Genomic DNA, 17,834 nt, shown 5'->3' with positions numbered 1-17,834 from the left:
GGAAAATCTGGATGAAAATAAATTCCCGATGGAATGCCAATATCAACAAAAAATACTACTCATTTAAATGGCGATCGCGAAAGTTTATATTATTATCAATTGTGATAATTCTATCTATTAGCATTAGTGCCACAGCTATCACTAGTTACAAGATTGTTAAGGGATTGCTGCTCACTAGTCTCAAAGAACAAGTACTGTTAAAAACACGGCGAGGTCAAGACGATATAGATAACTGGTTAGCCATTCGGAAGACAGAAATTAAAACTTTGGCAAATTCTACTGTGGTGCGATCGCTCGATTGGTCTGTAATGGAACCTTACTTGCAATCTGAGTTGAAGCGGCTGCAAACGTTTTTGCTCATGGGGTTGGTAACACCGGATGCTGCATTAATTAATACTCACCACGATCATCTCAATGTTAAAGACCGAGAATTTTTTCAGCGGAGTATAGCGGGTGAAACAGTAGCAACCGATCCAATTATTGGACGCACAACTAAACAGTTACAGATTCAGATTAGTTCGCCGATTCCTGCTGAAACAGGCATAAAGGCAGCAGGTGTTTTAATGGGAGGAATTCCAATTAACCGAGTCGTTGAGGCGATCGGCAATTTACATCAAGGTAAAGTCAGCTATGCCTTTGCGCTGAATTCTCAAGGAGTTCCCATCGTCCATCCCAACAAAGAACTAATTGGTACACCCGAAAAAGCTGCCAAAAGTTTTCTGAACTCGCGCAATCCCAGATTAGTTGAAATTAGCCAGAAAATGCTAGCTAAACGCACAAATATTGAATTGGTTCAACTGGATGGTAAATGGAGCTATATTGCTTACACTCCTCTAAGAGAAGCAAATTGGTCAGTAGCGTTAATTGTGTCAAAAGAAAATATTGAATCGCCATTACAGGCGTTGAACCTGTTGGCTACAGTTTTGGGAGGATTGCTATTGATTGGGTTGATTAGTGCGTGGCGACAGGTGCAACTATACGAACAGATTCGCGATCGCGCCTTGATTTCTAGCCAGCAGGCGCAACAACTCAGCAAAACCTTGAAAGAATTGCAAAATACTCAAGCTCAACTCATCCACACCGAAAAAATGTCTAGTCTGGGACAATTAGTGGCTGGAGTGGCACATGAAATCAATAATCCCGCCAATTTTATCCATGCCAATCTCAACCATGCCAGCGTTTACAGCCAAGATATCCTCGATTTACTCAAGCTTTATCAACAAACCTACCCAAATCCTACCCCCGAAATTAGCGATCGCTCTCAAGACCTTGATATTGAGTTTCTAGCAGAAGATTTACCCAAATTAATGGCATCAATGCAAGTGGGAACCAAACGCATTCGTGAAATTGTACTGTCGCTGCGTAATTTCTCGCGCCTCGATGAAGCAGATATGAAATTTGTAGATATTCACGAAGGATTAGATAATACTCTGATGATTTTGAACCGTCGCCTTACAGCCACGCCCAATCTACCAGAAATTCAGATCGTTAAGCAATACAGCGATCTACCGCTAGTAGAATGCTACGCAGGGCAACTCAATCAAGTATTTATGAATGTTCTCGTGAATGCGATCGATGCACTAGAAGCAGCCAGCCAAAAACGAAGTTTTGAGGAGCTTAAAACTAAGCCTAATCAAATTAAGCTCCAAACCCAAATTGACAAATCAAGTCATTGCGCGATTGTTCAGATTTACGATAATGGTATTGGGATGTCAGAGAATGTCAAGCAACGAGTATTTGACCACATGTTTACTACTAAACCTGTGGGTAAAGGAATCGGATTAGGAATGGCGATCGCTTATCAAATTGTTGTAGATAAACATCGAGGGACTATTGAAGTTGATTCAATCCCAGGATGTGGTACAGAGTTTACCATCCGTATTCCTTTAACAAGGAAAAATTAAAAATTGCTAACAAAATTGAAACAGTCAAAGATTATATCAATAAGTTTTTTTGGCTAATTTCTACACTCATAGTTAGAGGCGATATACTTTAAGAAAGTTGATTTGTAAATTCCATCTGCTACATACAATTATTACTATATCAACTCTCTGAGGTAATATGCTTTTAAAACTGCAACAAATCATTGTTAAACCTGGTCAACAAATGTTACTCCAAGATATTAGTTGGCAGCAGTTAGAAGATATTTTAGCAGAAATGGGAGAAAAGAGTGCGGCACGGATTTCTTATAGCGATGGTTGGTTAGAAATTATGGTTCCGCTACCAGAACACGAAAAAGATAAAGAATATATTGGTGAGTTAGTGAGAGTTTTATTAGACAAACTCAAAATTGATTTTGAACCTTTTGGCTCCACAACACTAAAAAATGAGCGAATGCGCCAAGCAGTAGAACCAGATACAAGTTTTTATATTCAAAATCAAGCTGCTATAATTGGCAAAAATCGTATTGATTTAAATATAGACCCACCACCAGATTTAGCAATCGAAATTGATATTACTTCTCGCACTCGATTTCAAAATTATGAAATTTTGGGAGTTCCTGAACTTTGGCGACATACACAACAAGGTTTAGAAATTTTATTGCTAAAAGAAGGGAAATATATAAAATCTGAATCTAGTCCTAATTTTCCTGGTATCCCAATTGTTGAATTAGTCAATGAATATGTTGAGCAGTGTTTAACAATTGGTAGAAGTCAAGCTATGCGTAATTTTAGAGATTGGGTAAAGAATAATTTATGATAAAAATCTAAGGCTTTCTGAGAAAGGCGATCGCTCATGACTACCGAAAACAATTCAAGAGCCATTCTAGACTGGGAACACCCCACACCGCCCACAGATTTAATTTTTGATGACGGAGAACCCTTAGAATCAAATCGCCACCGTATTGCCATGAATGTGTTGATTCGGTCATTACACCAAGCTTGGATTGAGCGGAATGATTTTTTTACTGGGGGCAATATGTTTATTTATTACAGCAGTGCCCAAGTACGTAACCAGGATTTCCGTGGCCCCGATTTCTTTGCTGTCTTGAATGTGGATGGGACTAATTCTCGTCAAGGTTGGGTAGTGTGGGAAGAAAACGGTCGTTATCCTGATGTGATTGTAGAATTAATGTCACCATCCACAGCCAAAATAGATAAGACTGTTAAGAAAGACCTTTACGAACAAACTTTTCATACCTCAGATTATTTTGTTTATGACCCCTTTGACCCAAATTCTTTGCAAGGGTGGCATTTAGATCATAATCAGCAATATCAATCTTTGACACCGAATGAGCGTGGTTGGCTGTGGTGTCAAAAGTTAAGTTTATGGTTGGGAACCTATGAAGGAACAATAGACAGAGAAACAGCGATATGGTTGCGGTTTTACGATGTAGCTGGCAATTTGGTTTTGTTAGCAGACGAAGCTGCTGCTGCACAAGCACAAGCCGCAGTCACGCAGGCGGAAATTGCTGTTGCACAAGCACAAGCCGCAGTTGCACAAGCCGAAGCTGCTGGTGTACGAGAAGAAGCCGCAGCTGCAAAAGCGGCTCGTTTAGCAGCTAGATTGAGAGAATTGGGTGAAAATCCAGATATTTTGTGAGAAATTTTGGCTTTTCTGATTTGTTTGGACTACAGTTTTGATTTGTAGGAGTAATATATGAAGAGACAAGTTATTATCTATCCAGGAGAAGATAGTTATTGGGTGGCTGAATGTCCTAGCTTACCTGCTTGTATCAGCCAAGGGAAGACGAAAACAGAAGCTATTGCCAATATCAAGGAAGCTATTGAATTATATATTGAAGTTTTACAAAAAGAAGGTCGTCCTATTCCAGAAGATCATCTGGAAACTGTTTTAGTTGATGTATGAGCAAGTTACCTATCCTTTCTGGTCAACGGTGCATCAAAACTTTGGGAAAGGCTGGTTTTTATGTTTTGCGACAACGGGGAAGCCACATTATTTTACGTCGGGATGAGCCATTTGCTGAAGTGGTTGTCCCTAATCATCAAGAATTAGACAAAGGAACTTTACGAGCAATTATTAGACAGGTTGGGCTGAGTGTTGATGAGTTTATCGAATTGCTGTAAGTAAAAGACTGGATGCGATCGCTATTTCCAAATTTCACAACAAATAAGTGCGATCGCTATTTTTAAATGTCAGAATGGGTAAGTGCGATCGCTATTAAGTAAACCTGCAAAATTAAGGTTTAAACGGTACAAAGTCATATTTATCAGTACCAGGAGGCTTTTGTTGAACTTTGACTAAGACGAAGGGATTATCTTTATCTTTGCGATCGCCTGATGGTAAAAACTGAATCCTTCCTGTAGCACCATCAACTGAAAAAGCTTGACTGTGCAGCGTCTTTTGCAGTTCCTCACGGCTATTAGTATTACTGTTCAGCAAACCTGCAATGATTGCCTTCGTGGCATCATAGCTTGTCGCCGTTCGCCAACTCACCGGAGCTTTCCATAATTTTTGAGAATCATTGACAAACTTAGAGTTGGAGTTGGAAGGATTATCAATATGCCAGGGAATTGCTACTACCATCCCCTCAGCTTGCTTTCCTAAAGTGTCTAAAGTCTTTTTGCTGAAAATATTATCTCCTCCGAGTATATTTAACTGGTGATTATTCACCTGAATTACTTGGTAAACTTTGTCTCGTGTTTCTGAATCCGAGATTAACATCAACACTTCTGCACCTTGACTCATCGCCTGTTTTACAGCATTCTCTGCAACCAAATTAAAACTAATTAAGTCAAATTGATTTTCCTGCGATACTTGTCCACCCTTTTTTTGAACAGCCGTAACAAACTCATCTTTTAGCGACCTGCTATAGAGATTCCTAGAATTAAAGAAAATCGCTGCTTTATTTTTGCGCAACTTTTTCACCATATAATCAGCTAATGTTTCTCCTGCTACTTGATCGCTAGGAACTGTGCGAAAAATATAGGGTCCAAAATTAGAAATATTAACAGAAGTGCTAGTAGAAGAAATAGCTACAAGTCCTTTAGTGTTATAGAGAGAGCCTGCTTCTATGGTAGCATCGCTAGAAGCAGCACCTACTACAGCTAATACTTCCCGATCTTCAATTAAGGCTTTCGCAATTTGTGTAGCAGTGCCTGGTTCCTCGTTATCATTGGCGATCGCCACCTGCAATAGTTTGCCATCAATACCGTTATTCTTGTTTACTTCATCTTGAGCTTGAGCTACACCACGTAGTATCTCTTTTGCTAAATTTAGGTCTGTGCCAACAGGTACGCTCACAGCAATTTTAAGTCGATTTTCTTTTTGACGAGCCTCAGCATTATTCAAGTAAATCAATGCTTCTGGATCTGTGAGATTAACTTTACGAGATGAATTGAACTTCTCAACAGCAAGCTGACACTTACCCTCTAAAAATGCGTTTACTCCAGCTTCCTTGTCTGGATTCGTATCTTGTTTTAATAGAATTTCTTCACCTAAGCTCATTCTGTCATTCAAATTATACGCATCTTTAGTACATAAATTTATTGGAGTCTGAACTATCGGTTGAGGCGTATTTGGGGTTTGGCGCAGTAAAAAGTAGACTAAAATACCACCAAGAAATACTCCAATTATGCTGGTTCCCACATATTGTAGAAAATTGCTATTTCGGAGACGTGAAGGTGGAAAAATTACTGGAGATGCGATAAGTGGCTGTTCAACAATTATCGGAGCTTCGATTAGAGCTATATCTTCATCTCTGAGTCCCAATGCTTGCTGAAGACGTTTCAAATTAGTGCGAGTTTTATCACTGGGAGGAAACCCAAGTTTAATCTCATTGCGGAACGCCTGTTCATATCGCTGCAATTTTTTCTTGTAGACTTCCACAGGTTCTAAAACCTTAGTTTCAATTGCAGCAGCCTCCTCAGATGTTAGTTCCAGTTCCTCTTGTAGTCCTTCCAATGCAGCGCGACCCGTAAAAGAAATCTCACCGTTACCACTCTCTACCCAATACTCAACTTCTCGACGATATTTGAGCTTAGGATCATCTATAGGTGCTTTAGCAATATTGATTTTATAGCCTTCTTTGATGGCATATATCTCCGGTTTCATTGCTGGAGCAACTTCTTGAACTTTACTTTTAGCGTACTCATGCAATTCATCAACCGAAATCCAACCATTTTCATCTCGGTCTGCTGCACCAGTCTGCAATCCCTCAACTATGTAGTGCGTGTAAGTTGAGGTATCTGCTCCTTGCTGCTCAAAAGAATATTGGGTTGAAGTCGAAGATGTGAGAACAGCCCGTCCTTCTCCACCTAATTGGTTCTTGACATCCACAAAACCCTCTTCTTTAGCTGCCATACCCTCGGCAAATGCCCCACTGAAGCAACAATCAAGAATCACTACTTGGTGTTTAGAGCGGCTATTGGTCATGAATTTATGCACAGAACTAGCTGCTACTGCGGTTGTCTCAAAAAGTCTCCCTTGTAAATTTTTGCGGGTGTTGCAAGTCGCAAAGTAAAGTTTACCGCTCTCATCTTTAATGCCATGACCAGAGAAAAATAACAGTACTAGATCGTCTCTTTGACGACTATCAAACAAGGTTTCAATGGCTTCCTCCATTGCTTGTCGTCGAGGATTTACTAGCACTTTTACCTCATCAAAACCGCCAATCTCTGAGTTTTGCAAAACTCGCTGCATCGCTTCAACATCTTTGGCTGCTGCTGGCAATAGAGTAAGACCAGGCTCATACTCACTGACTCCTATTAGTAGTGCTACTTTCGCCATCTTCTTATTCTTCCTTAATGCTGGGATTTCTCAGTTACCTGCGATAAACTTTTGAGCTTGTTCAATGGCGGCATTTAACTCTTCCTGACTGCTAGCTTTCACCTTCAGTTTTTTGCCGTTAGCTTCAACTTCCAATTCAATAGTTTTGTTACCCAAGCGATCGCCCAAAAATCCCAACAATTTCTTAAAATTGGCAAGGCTCACCTCTGCTTGCAACACCCCCACCAAAAAACTGCCAACAGACTTGGCTCCTTCGGGTATTTCTGTAACTGCTACTAATTCAGCACTTTCTACATCTAAGTCTTTGATTTCTCGCAGCAGATTCCGTGCTTCCAGGTCTTGCTCCTCTGCATTTAAGTCTGGATTAGCAAGAGTGAGCGTCAGTTTGACATTAGATTCAGAACTCATTTTGTGCCCTTTTAGGTTTTTCAGCAGTTGATGGTCAATAGTATTTCTGTAGTATATCGATTGACATCACTTCTTCTATGTAAATTTCCTGAAACTTTTTCAAGATTTTTCCAAAAACTCATAAAATTCAGGTATAAATCTGGTATAAATACAGAACATCCCTCTTCAATAGCTTCCAAACTTAAAGGCAATCAACAGTATTTAATCTGACAAATTTTTTCGATACAGCAATTTGTTTTACCAACGCTTGCGATCGCAAAGTAAGTTAGTGAGTTTGTCCTTGCAAATTCTTTAGAAGTGATCGCTAGATCAAACTATTACAGAACAGCGAAAATTCAGCGACTATCTTAAATAAGCAGACAAGGGGCTTTAGCCCCTTGTTAAAGGTAGGCAAACTTGCGCCACAGTTGTCAGGTTAACTAAAACAAGTCCAAATCTGTCACAGCACCAATACTGCTAGAAGACACCAATTTGGCATATTTCGCTAGTACGCCTTTAGTGTAACGCGGAGCCGGAGGTTGCCAGTTGGCACGACGACGGGCCAGTTCTTCTTCAGATACGTTCAATTGCAACAAACGAGCGGGTGCATCAATAGTAATACTATCGCCTTCTTCTACAAGAGCGATCGCACCACCAACTGCTGCTTCTGGTGCAACATGACCAACCACCATGCCGTAAGTACCGCCAGAAAAGCGTCCGTCGGTAATTAATCCTACAGCATCACCCAAACCAGCCCCGATAATTGCCGAAGTGGGAGCCAACATTTCCCGCATTCCAGGGCCGCCTTTAGGCCCTTCGTAGCGGATGACTAGAATATCACCAGCTTGAATTTTACCCGCCAAAATTGCATCTAAAGAGGCTTCTTCCGACTCAAACACCCGTGCAGGCCCGGTAATTATTGGTTTTTTCACCCCAGTAATTTTGGCGACAGCTCCTTCCGTTGCCAAGTTACCTCTGAGGATGGCTAAATGTCCTTGAGGATACATCGGGTTATCCCAAGTCCGAATCACATCTTGATTGGCGGATGGTTCTTCTGGGATGTCTGCTAATATCTCTGCAATGGTTTGACCGCTAATGGTGAGACTATCACCGTGTAATAAATCATGCACAAGTAACATCTTCATGACTTGTGGAATACCACCAGCTTTGTGCAAATCTGTAGCGACATATTTACCGCTTGGTTTTAGATCGCACAAAACGGGAACGCGAGCGCGGATAGTTTCAAAGTCGTCTATAGTTAACTCCACATTAGCGGCGCGGGCGATCGCCAAAAAGTGCAGTACTGCATTGGTCGAACCACCGACTGCCATAATCACAGAGATAGCATTCTCTATAGATTTGCGAGTGATAATTTGCCGAGGTAAGATTTGTTTGCGAATCGCTTCGACTAACACAAATGCTGATTTTTCGGTGCTGTCGGCTTTTTCGGCATCTTCTGCCGCCATTGTTGAAGAATAGGGTAAACTCATCCCCAGCGCTTCAAATGCTGAAGACATGGTGTTAGCTGTGAACATTCCTCCACAGGAACCAGCACCAGGACAAGCTCGACCTTCAACCTCTAATAATTCCTTTTCGTCAATTTTTCCAGCACTGTATTGACCAACAGCTTCAAAAGAACTGACAACAGTTAAATCGCGTCCGTTGTAGTGACCGGGTTTAATTGTACCACCGTAAACGAATATTGCAGGGATATTCATCCGAGCAATCGCTAGCATTGCCCCTGGCATATTTTTATCACAACCGCCAATGGCTAGCACACCATCCATACTTTGTCCGGTACAGGCGGTTTCAATGGAATCGGCAATCACTTCCCGCGATACTAAGGAATATTTCATCCCTTCTGTTCCCATCGAAATCCCATCGCTAATGGTAATCGTACCGAACACTTGCGGCATTGCTCCGGCGGTTTTAATCCCAACTTCTGCCCTTTGTGCCAGTTGATTTATCCCCATGTTACAGGGAGTGATCGTACTGTAGCCGTTGGCAATGCCCACAATAGCTTTATTGAAATCTTCATCTTTAAAACCAACTGCACGCAGCATAGCTCGATTAGGCGATCGCTGCACTCCTTGCGTTACAACTTGGCTTTTCAAATTCTCCGACATCTTTTTTCCTTCCGTGCCATCATCGCAACTGTTGCGATTGTATTACCTGATGATTTTCTCATGCCTGGGCGGTGCGATCGAATATGAGTAATTCTCTATGTTTCACCGTGTCTTTTGGTCAGCCCTAATTAGAATAAATCTTCATCTAAGCGTTTGTGTTAAATAGGGATGATTCTTATGTGTATAGCATCTAGAGTGCCGGAAAGACACGAATTTAAATATGAAAAAAAGTCATTGCCCCAAGGTGAGGCTCTGACTTTCCACATTTATAAGCTTAGTATATTGATATTGATTCCGGTGCACAGATGGAGACACTCTAACTTTGCACTAGAGTTCTTCTTCAAAATTATATCTGCCTTGAAAATAGTGACTAGGGATTGAGGACTAAGAAAGAGATATTTTCATTCTCTAATGCCTTCTACCTTCTGCCTCCTGCCTTATTTTCAAGGCAGGAATATTAAATTAAAGAATGAAGTCACTTGACACTACTTGTGGTGCTCCTATAAGCCGAATTTGAAACTCAGCCGACCGATCCCCATCAGTGCTACCTTCGATAATACCTCCTGAATAACGGATTTGGCCGGGTCCAGAGAATTGGGCACTTCCAATGAAAGTGAAAGCTTGGTTGCCCCCAATAGTGGAGTTGGCATCAATATTAAATAGATCGATGCGATCGCCTGGCAAGCCCCCATTTCCACGAAAGTCAGTGATTATGTCGCGTCCTGAAAGTGGAGTATCAGAAATTGAGTTGTACTTGAAAACATCATTACCCGATCCTCCAGTGAGAATATCCTTTCCACTACCGCCAGTCAGGACATCATCCCCAGTACCGCCATTGAGGGTATCGTTGCCAGCACCACCGTTAAGAATATCATTGCCAGCGTTACCAAAGAGGCTATCATTGCCACCACCAGCGTTAAGGATACTCTTGCCACTACCACCTATAAGGGTACTGTTGCCACCACTAGTATTAATGACATCGCTCTGACCATTATTGCTACTACTGCTACTGCTACCGCTACTGCCACCGCTACTGCTATAACTACTAGAGCTGGCGCTAACACTGCCGCTACCGGAGGAGATTGATATTGAAGTTGCCATTGATGAGTTTCTCCTAAACTTAGAGGAAAAAAAATTACCTCTTTACTTTTCCATTATAAAACGGCATTGCTGATTAAGAGTATGAATTTGATTTCCTTCAAATGCATAAAGCAAACAATTTAAAACATGGAATTTGGGAATTCCATACTTTCATTCAGCCATGCCGACAAAACCAAGTCAAAATATCAAGAATTGGAGTATATTGTTGAACAAACCTGATTGGAACAGTCCTTTACTATTAAGTTTGAATATTTGAGAGTATTTGAGAATATTTAAGAAGTGCTAGATGTATTTGATGATATTTATATCAAATTTGTACCAAAAATCATCTGATGCCTTTGTACCTTATATTTTCAGTTGTTTCAGTTGGAAAATACTCAGAAATAAGATATTTTTTTCTACGTAATTATATATATTTGATAACATTAGTACTGTATTTATAATAACAATATATGGAATTACACTTCAGCAAACTTTTTTATTATAAAAAAGAATAATTAACTATTTTATTCTCCGATCAGAATAAAATAGAAAACCTTTGTCCAGGTAGAGTTGGTGAGAGCATATTGATATTTGTTTAGTGGTTTCTGTAGTTATATATAACAAATAATTGCCAATAAGTTAAAAGCTTTGTGAAACACATGACACAAAGAAAAATCTAAAGATTTGTGTAAATTGATAACAAATAATTGCCAATAAGTTAAAAGCTTTGTGAGACACATGACACGAAGAAAAGCCTAAAGATTTGTGTAACTTGAAATCGTTCCCAGTCTGAAGACTGGAAATGTATTTCGATAGGGCTGCTGCCTCTGCTAAAGCCATTAGAGACGGAGCCTTCCAGGATCTAATTGGGGCTGTATTTTAACTTAGTGCCATTCTCTTGTTAGACCAGTGCGACGCTGAATAGGCCGTCGTAGGCATCGCTGCACCCCTAACGTTACAATTTGGCTATTGTGGCATCATCACAAGTTTTGCGATTGATTGTATTAACAGATTTTCTCATACATACGCAGCATTGGTCATTTGCTATTTTTTACATGTGCTTCTGTTAGGTACAGTTGATATGAGCAACTTTGTGAGTATTTAACTGTGCTTGATTATAGCGATATCATTGTTGACAGCTTAAAGCCTACTGCATTTTCTCACAGTTGGAGTAGGTTTGGCTTTGCACCTAAATTATTCTTCAATATTAGACTGTTTGCATAAATCATAAATAAAAACCCTACTCCTAAACGCTTGCTCTTAGAAGTAGGGTGTTTAGCGCTTTTGCAAGAGACTTTATAAGCTGCGCTTACAAGGAACAATGAAAATGTCTTTTCCTCCTGCCTCCTGCCTTATTTTCAAGTTAGGTCTATTAGATTAACGTGAGTTCGACGAGTGCTATTTTGACCTCTCCCCCAGCCCCTCTCCTATCAGGAGAGGGGAGCAAAAACTTTTCTTTTCTCGTTTTCCTCCCTCTTCTTACCCAGACGCTACGCGTTAGCTTTTTAAAAGAGGGAGGCTGTCCGGGAGAGGTCTGTCGAACTCACGTTAGATTAGATTAGAGGATGATGTCGCTTGCCACTAATGATGGTGCTGCTGTCAATCCAATCTCAAACTCAGGTGACAGATCCCCATCAATGTTAGCTTGAAGAACACCTCCTGAATAACGAACCTGACGGGCTGCTGAGAATGCGCCAGCACCGATGAAAATAAAGGCTTGGTTGCCCGCTACACTGGAGTTAGCATCAATGGTAGATAGATCGATTTGATCGCCTGCAAAGATACCGTTTCCAACGAAGTCAGCGATAACATCTCGTGACAAACCAGTAGGACTATCTGAAACTGAATTGAAATCGAAAATATCGTTGCCAGCACCGCCAGTAAGAGAATCAGTCCCAGCACCGCCAGTAAGAATATCGCTGCCAGCACCCCCATTTAAGGTATCGTTGCCAGCACCGCCAGTGAGGAGATCGCTGCCAGCATTACCATTAAGGATATCACTGCCAGCATTACCGTTAAGGGTATCGCTGCCAGCATTACCGTTAAGGATATCGCTACCAGCATCGCCATTTAGACTATCGTCACCGACATTGCCGTTAAGGATATCGCTGCCAGCACCCCCATTTAAGATATCGTTGCCGGCATTGCCGTTAAGGATATCGCTGCCAGCACCCCCATTGAGGACAGGACGAAAGATTAGTGGGGAACCGTTGATGGTATTGTTGTCATTAAAAATGCTACCTTCGATAATTGCCATTAGTAAGTTTCTCCTGAACTTAGAGGGTAAAAAATAACCTCGTCACTTTCCAATCAGAAAACGGTGTTGCTGATTAAGAGTATGAATTTGGTTTCCCCCAAAGGTGTAAAGGAAACAGTTTCAAATATTAAATTTTTAAATTTACCACTTTCATTCAGCAATGCCGAGAAGACAAAGCAAAAAAATAACGAGTGGAAATAGACAATTAAACCACACCTGATTGGAACAAGTCTTTGGTGTTAAGTTTGAAGATTTGACAAGCACTAGATGTATTGATGATCTTGGCATCCAAATTATGCCAAGAGTAATGTCATGTCCTTATATCTTTACTGTTTGCAATAGTAGGATGATATGAAACAAGCTGATTTACTCCTACAGAAGCGCATAACTTTTAGAGCGTTTTGATTTTATCCACAATTACAACACTATACTATTACTTTCAAGCCTAGTTTTTTCTATCTATAAGAAAGAGTAATTATCCCTTTTTTATTCCTCTCGCGAAAACAAAATCTGAAACCTTTGTTCAGATAGGGTTGGTTTTGCTTTTTGAGATTTATTCGATGATTGATCTAGTTATATATAAGGAAATAATTGCCAATACACTTAAAAACCTTGTTAACCAGCGCAATCGCTACATCCCTTGCGTCACAACTTGCCTTCTCAAATTCTCTGACATTTTTTCATTAAGTGGCATCATTGCAACAGTAGCGATTGTATTACCTAATTTTCTGATATATACGCGGCGCAATTTAATAACTATAAACTATCAGAGAGGCAAGCTAAACTTATCTCTATTTCCAACTATTGAATTATCAAAATTCTGCATTCTGCCTTATTTTCAAGGCAGATAATATTAAATTAAAGGATAATGTCGCTTTCCACTAGTTGTGGCGCTCTTACAAGCCGAATTTCAAACTCAGCCGACAGATTGGCCGTCAATCCGATTGTTGCCATCACCAGCGTTAATCGTATCGTTGCCATCACCGCTTTGATTCCTATCATTGCCAGAACCAACTCTAATCGTATCGTTACCGTCAAATCCTCCATAAATCATATTGTTACCATCACCGCCGTCAATCGTATCGTTGCCCGCTCCACCGTCAATTGTATCGTCACCAGATCCGCCAAGAAGGCTATCGTTGCCCCTTGCGCCGTTAATCGTATCGTCGCCAGAACCACCATTAATCGTATCGTTGCTAAATCCGCCCCTAATCGTATCGTTACCATCAAATCCATTAATGAGATAAGGAAGACTAGAAGAAGGATTACCAAGAGTGTCAGGGCGATTAGTACCGTTAATGGTTGGCATAGTGAATTTATCCTGAATTTAGAGGGTAAAAAATTACTTTGTCACTTCCCCAGCGGAGAAATAACGAGTAGGAAGATATAACAAATTAGACCTGTTCTAATTAGGTCTTTGCTGTTAAGTCTAAAGATTTGAGAAACACTGGATCTATTGATGATATTGGCATCAAAAGAGATTGTGCCAAGAGTCATCTTATGTCCTTGTCCTGATGAATTCACAGTTTCTAGAAGCAATCTGCCAGCAAATAAGCAGATCATTTCCTACGCAATTGCATAGGTTTTAGGACGTTATTACTGGATTCAGAATAATACAGAGTACGATACTACTTCAAGCTTAATTTTTCTATCTTTAAGAAATAATAATTAACTCTTTTTTGTTACTCTTGCGATAACGAAATATAAAATATTTTTTCAGATAGAGTTTTTCGATATATCATTCATGGGGAAAAAGGCTTTTCCGATTTTTGCACAGATGCGGTAATCATAAGTAATTAACGGGACTTCATATCACGGTCAATACTTTGCGGATCAACCCAACAATCTCTTTTTTGGTCTGGGAGAAAGGTTACTGGGTTTGGGGGAAAGGTAAATTCAAACCTTTTCCCTTTCCCCTTTCCCCGAAAAGTATTGATTCACGGTACTTTTTTATTTATAAAAAAGTGGCATTCATTTATAAAGACTGAATGCCACTTTGGATTTCTCAAAATTCCTGATGATGCAGATATTTTATTTATCCAGGTAGAGTTATGCCAGTTACAGCGATCGCACCCGCAATCGCACTGGCACAAAGAGAAGTAATTGCTGTGCCAAATATCCACCATGCAGCATTGGCAACGGTTTTCTTGGTTTCTTCGGCTTGCTTTTTAGCTTGCTCTTGAATCGCTTTCAGGCGTTTTTTAGTTTCTTTCTGAATGCGTTCGGCTCGATGCAATACGCTATCTCGCGCCGATTCTATTTGGTTAATTATGCCGTTAGCATCCGCTTCGGAAATATCTTCACGAGAACTCAATACAGCAACTAAGGTGTCACGATCGAATTCACTGAGGCGATCGCGCAATGCTTCAAATCCGGCTTGGGGATCGTCGAAGACTTTTGCAAAGTCTTGCTTAATACCTTCATAGTTGAGTTCAGGAAGATTCAGGGAGTTGAGATAGTTGCGAACTTTGGCAAAAACTCCGTCTAGCACTGATTGCACTCTTTGCTGAATCTGCTGGAATTGTTCGACAATCGAGCTGCGAACAGAATCAATTTGATCGACAATTCGGTTAGCTTCCTCTTCTGAGATATCCTCACGTTGGGATAATAGCGCCACAATTGTCGAACGATCAAATTTCGCGGCGCGATCGCTTAAACTCCCAAGTCCAGCGCGGGGAGAAGACAGCAGCAATTGTAAATCGCGTTTGATTCCTTCGGGATTGAGTTCTTCTTTGTTGGTATTACGCAGATATTCTTCGAGATTGGCTTCAAAATCTAAAGCTTGTTGAGTGGTGCGCTTTGCTAAACGTCGTGGCGCTCTCAGGATATCACCAATAGCATCTTGAGCGCGATCAATGATTTGATTAACTTGCTCTTGGCTCAAGTCGCCGCGTTGACTCACGAGTTTTACTAAGGTTTCTCGATCGACATTAGACAAACGATCGCGCAGTGCTAAGGCTCCAGCTTGAGGATCGTCAAGTAATTTTTCCAAATCGGCTTTGATACCTTCGGGATTAAGTTCTTCCAAGTTGGTATTGCGGAGATATTCGGCGATCGCTTTTGTAGTTTTTTCGTACTGTTCTTTCGCTTGTTGCGGTACTTGCAAAATACTATCTCGGACTGCTTCAAGCTGATCGAGAGTTTGATTTATCTGTTCTTCGCTCAAATCTTGACGCTGACTGAGCAATTGTACTAAAGTATCGCGGTCAAATTGCGATAGGCGCGATCGTAAAAGGCTAATTCCAGCTTGCGGATCGTCTAGTAAAACTTTAAACTCGCGTTTGATCGCTTCGGGATTGAGTTCATCTTTATTAGTATTTCGCAGATAGTCTTCAACTCTTTGGCGCAGTTCATCGGCTTTTGCTTTTGCTTGTTCTTGCAATTCTATAGCACGATTCAAGAGATTATCGCGGTTGCGTTCGAGTTGACTAACAATATTATTAGCTTCCTCTTCGCTGATATCTTGACGCTGTTGAAGCAATTGTACAAAAGTATCGCGGTCAAATTGACCGAAGCGGCTACTTAAATCTTCAAATCCAGCTTGTGGATCGTCTAGCAATTTGCCAAAGTCCCGTTCAATACCTTCGGGATTGAGTTCATCTTTACCAGTGGAACGCAGATAATCTTCGATGCGGCTGCGGAAATCTTGCCCTTTTTCGCGACTTTGAGCCTGTTTGACAGTTTCTAAAACTTCCAGGCGATCGCTTTCCATTTGTTCGGAAATTTCTTTCACCCTAGCTTCGCTAATATCACTTCGCTGCTTCAACAAGTTGCTGAAATATTCTTGATTGATTTCTTCCAACTCTCGTCTCACAGTTGTTGGATCTGCATTTACGTCATAGATGACTTCTTTAAATTCATCTATTAAGGTAATTCGATTGAAGTGCCAAGGGAACGAATGCAATATGTAGTCTTCTACATCTGCCTTAATTGCGTTTTCTAATGATATGGGTAATTTTGCAGATACTTGCTCAGTTGCTTCATCTTTAAACTTTTTAAATTGTTCTGTGACTTGCTCGACATCGACATCTTGAACTTTTTCTTTCAGTTTTTGCAACTGAGTTGTAATTTTGTTCACATCGATATTAGAAAGGTTTACCCGTTCCAAAACTGCTGGCGCAGCTGCACTTAAGCCGTACTTAATAGCTTGCTTGATTATACCATTGCCATTACCGCCTCCGATTGTAACCAATTCTTGCAGCCGTTCGCTTAACCGATCGGAATTAAGTTCTTCAGGTGTAGCAGACTTGAGTAAATTAATTACTTGTTCGGTGGGATTTTTGCGATTTAAAGCTTGTTGCCATGCACCTTCAAATTGATCGGTAATGCTATTGATATCTTCTTGAGATAAATCGCTACGGCTACTGATTAAATCAACAAATGTTTGGCGATTAACGTTTTGCAATAGGTCGCTATTAGCAACAGATTGCAAATCTGTATCTTTAAGAAGTTGGTCAAATTGACTGCGGATTTCTTTGATATCCAGCTTTGGCAATTGCAGAGAACCTAAAGTACTTTGGAGAGTATTTTTAATACCTTCAGAATCAAAACCTGAAGTTAATTCCCGCCGGACTACGGCTGTAATATCTTCAGCAGTAGAAACTAACTGTTTTTTTGCAGTATTAGCACCGATGCCAGCAGTTGCCGTGCCCATCAAAGTTTGAAAACCAGAAGTAACAGTATTAGATATAGAACCAATTAAAGAACCTACTGCTGATGAACCTAACCAAATTACTAGTGAAAAATAGGTAGACCAAATGACTACACCAATAATTGCTCCTAAAAATGCGCTTTCGATTAGGCTAAGTTTTACTGCTAAAAAACAAGCAATAAATAATGCGATGCTAACGGTTATTAACGCCCAAGTACCAACTTTAGCTTGACTTTTACGAATTGTCTTACCCAAACCTTCAGATTCATCATCAGAATCTGCATCAATTTCCCAAGATGAAATTCCGACAGCTACTGAAAAGTTTGTCAATAATAATTGAAAGGCAAATGCCATCAAAACCCCAGCTAGCAGTGCTACCAATAATTTAGGGCCAGAAAAAACAACTGATGCTTCTTCTGGAGTTAGTACTTCTTGAGCTAAAGTTACTGGTGCTAATCCAAAAGTTAGCCAATTCCATCCCAAAATAGTTAGAACACCTGGAAACATAAGACTTTCTCACTTTTACTCAACTAAATACCCATTTATTTCTAAAATGGATTGATTCTTTTTCAGCTTAATTATCATTAATATAAAATGCTACTTTCATAAGTAATAGTTTTTTTTATCAAAAGTCGTATTG

At 40.3% G+C, this 17,834-nt stretch carries 12 protein-coding genes; 5 read left to right on the top strand and 7 right to left on the bottom strand.

Annotation, left to right across the window (positions count from 1 at the left end; all coding sequences use genetic code 11):
* Positions 1-11: 11 nt before the first annotated feature.
* The 5 genes from RMY32_RS07585 (at position 12) to RMY32_RS07565 (ending at position 4,028) form a co-directional block, all read left to right on the top strand.
* Positions 12-1,904, top strand: a complete 1,893-nt coding sequence (locus RMY32_RS07585; RefSeq protein WP_322711154.1) for an ATP-binding protein — start codon at positions 12-14, stop codon at positions 1,902-1,904.
* Positions 1,905-2,061: 157 nt separating this feature from the next.
* The gene (locus tag RMY32_RS07580; RefSeq protein WP_322711153.1) at positions 2,062-2,700 is read left to right on the top strand and encodes a Uma2 family endonuclease; all 639 of its coding nucleotides are present in this window, start codon (positions 2,062-2,064) and stop codon (positions 2,698-2,700) included.
* Positions 2,701-2,736: 36 nt separating this feature from the next.
* On the top strand, positions 2,737-3,543 hold the full coding sequence (locus RMY32_RS07575; protein WP_322711152.1) for a Uma2 family endonuclease: 807 nt from the start codon (positions 2,737-2,739) through the stop codon (positions 3,541-3,543).
* Positions 3,544-3,600: 57 nt separating this feature from the next.
* The gene (locus RMY32_RS07570) at positions 3,601-3,810 is read left to right on the top strand and encodes a type II toxin-antitoxin system HicB family antitoxin (protein WP_322691788.1); all 210 of its coding nucleotides are present in this window, start codon (positions 3,601-3,603) and stop codon (positions 3,808-3,810) included.
* On the top strand, positions 3,807-4,028 hold the full coding sequence (locus tag RMY32_RS07565) for a type II toxin-antitoxin system HicA family toxin (RefSeq protein ID WP_322711151.1): 222 nt from the start codon (positions 3,807-3,809) through the stop codon (positions 4,026-4,028). Before RMY32_RS07570 ends, RMY32_RS07565 begins: the two co-directional genes overlap by 4 nt.
* Before the next feature lie 112 nt (positions 4,029-4,140).
* On the opposite strand, the gene RMY32_RS07560 is transcribed toward RMY32_RS07565, so the two are convergent.
* The 7 genes from RMY32_RS07560 to RMY32_RS07530 all read right to left on the bottom strand — a co-directional run bounded on the left by RMY32_RS07560 (position 4,141) and on the right by RMY32_RS07530 (position 17,701).
* A complete protein-coding gene (locus RMY32_RS07560; protein ID WP_322711150.1) occupies positions 4,141-6,690 on the bottom strand; it encodes a caspase, EACC1-associated type in 2,550 nt (849 codons plus the stop codon).
* Between the two features lie 30 nt (positions 6,691-6,720).
* Positions 6,721-7,098 carry a hypothetical protein gene (locus RMY32_RS07555; protein WP_322711149.1) on the bottom strand — a complete coding sequence of 126 codons (378 nt, stop codon included), beginning with the start codon at positions 7,096-7,098 and terminating at the stop codon, positions 6,721-6,723.
* Between the two features lie 419 nt (positions 7,099-7,517).
* Positions 7,518-9,203 (bottom strand): dihydroxy-acid dehydratase, encoded by a 1,686-nt coding sequence (gene ilvD / locus RMY32_RS07550; protein WP_322704108.1) that lies wholly within the window; start codon positions 9,201-9,203, stop codon positions 7,518-7,520.
* A gap of 462 nt (positions 9,204-9,665) precedes the next feature.
* Positions 9,666-10,304, bottom strand: coding sequence for a calcium-binding protein (locus tag RMY32_RS07545; RefSeq protein ID WP_322711148.1), 639 nt, complete (start codon positions 10,302-10,304; stop codon positions 9,666-9,668).
* Positions 10,305-11,844: 1,540 nt separating this feature from the next.
* On the bottom strand, positions 11,845-12,543 hold the full coding sequence (locus RMY32_RS07540; protein WP_322711147.1) for a calcium-binding protein: 699 nt from the start codon (positions 12,541-12,543) through the stop codon (positions 11,845-11,847).
* Positions 12,544-13,459: 916 nt separating this feature from the next.
* Positions 13,460-13,852 carry a calcium-binding protein gene (locus RMY32_RS07535; RefSeq protein WP_322711146.1) on the bottom strand — a complete coding sequence of 131 codons (393 nt, stop codon included), beginning with the start codon at positions 13,850-13,852 and terminating at the stop codon, positions 13,460-13,462.
* A 726-nt stretch (positions 13,853-14,578) separates the two neighbouring features.
* Positions 14,579-17,701, bottom strand: a complete 3,123-nt coding sequence (locus tag RMY32_RS07530; protein ID WP_322711145.1) for an MFS transporter — start codon at positions 17,699-17,701, stop codon at positions 14,579-14,581.
* Positions 17,702-17,834: the final 133 nt, after the last annotated feature.

This window comes from Nostoc sp. ChiSLP03a (assembly GCF_034531215.2).
In the GTDB taxonomy this organism is placed as follows: domain Bacteria; phylum Cyanobacteriota; class Cyanobacteriia; order Cyanobacteriales; family Nostocaceae; genus Nostoc.
The sequence above is the reverse complement of the archived record's forward strand: the minus strand, read 5'-3'. Positions and strand labels throughout refer to the sequence as shown.

Bases quoted from the DNA above. Each gene is read 5' to 3' on its own strand.
- RMY32_RS07585 (WP_322711154.1), top strand. From the start codon at position 12: ATGAAAATAAATTCCCGATGGAATGCCAATATCAACAAAAAATACTAC.
- RMY32_RS07580 (WP_322711153.1), top strand. From the start codon at position 2,062: ATGCTTTTAAAACTGCAACAAATCATTGTTAAACCTGGTCAACAAATG.
- RMY32_RS07575 (WP_322711152.1), top strand. From the start codon at position 2,737: ATGACTACCGAAAACAATTCAAGAGCCATTCTAGACTGGGAACACCCC.
- RMY32_RS07570 (WP_322691788.1), top strand. From the start codon at position 3,601: ATGAAGAGACAAGTTATTATCTATCCAGGAGAAGATAGTTATTGGGTG.
- RMY32_RS07565 (WP_322711151.1), top strand. From the start codon at position 3,807: ATGAGCAAGTTACCTATCCTTTCTGGTCAACGGTGCATCAAAACTTTG.
- RMY32_RS07560 (WP_322711150.1), bottom strand. From the start codon at position 6,690: ATGGCGAAAGTAGCACTACTAATAGGAGTCAGTGAGTATGAGCCTGGT.
- RMY32_RS07555 (WP_322711149.1), bottom strand. From the start codon at position 7,098: ATGAGTTCTGAATCTAATGTCAAACTGACGCTCACTCTTGCTAATCCA.
- ilvD (WP_322704108.1), bottom strand. From the start codon at position 9,203: ATGTCGGAGAATTTGAAAAGCCAAGTTGTAACGCAAGGAGTGCAGCGA.
- RMY32_RS07545 (WP_322711148.1), bottom strand. From the start codon at position 10,304: ATGGCAACTTCAATATCAATCTCCTCCGGTAGCGGCAGTGTTAGCGCC.
- RMY32_RS07540 (WP_322711147.1), bottom strand. From the start codon at position 12,543: ATGGCAATTATCGAAGGTAGCATTTTTAATGACAACAATACCATCAAC.
- RMY32_RS07535 (WP_322711146.1), bottom strand. From the start codon at position 13,852: ATGCCAACCATTAACGGTACTAATCGCCCTGACACTCTTGGTAATCCT.
- RMY32_RS07530 (WP_322711145.1), bottom strand. From the start codon at position 17,701: ATGTTTCCAGGTGTTCTAACTATTTTGGGATGGAATTGGCTAACTTTT.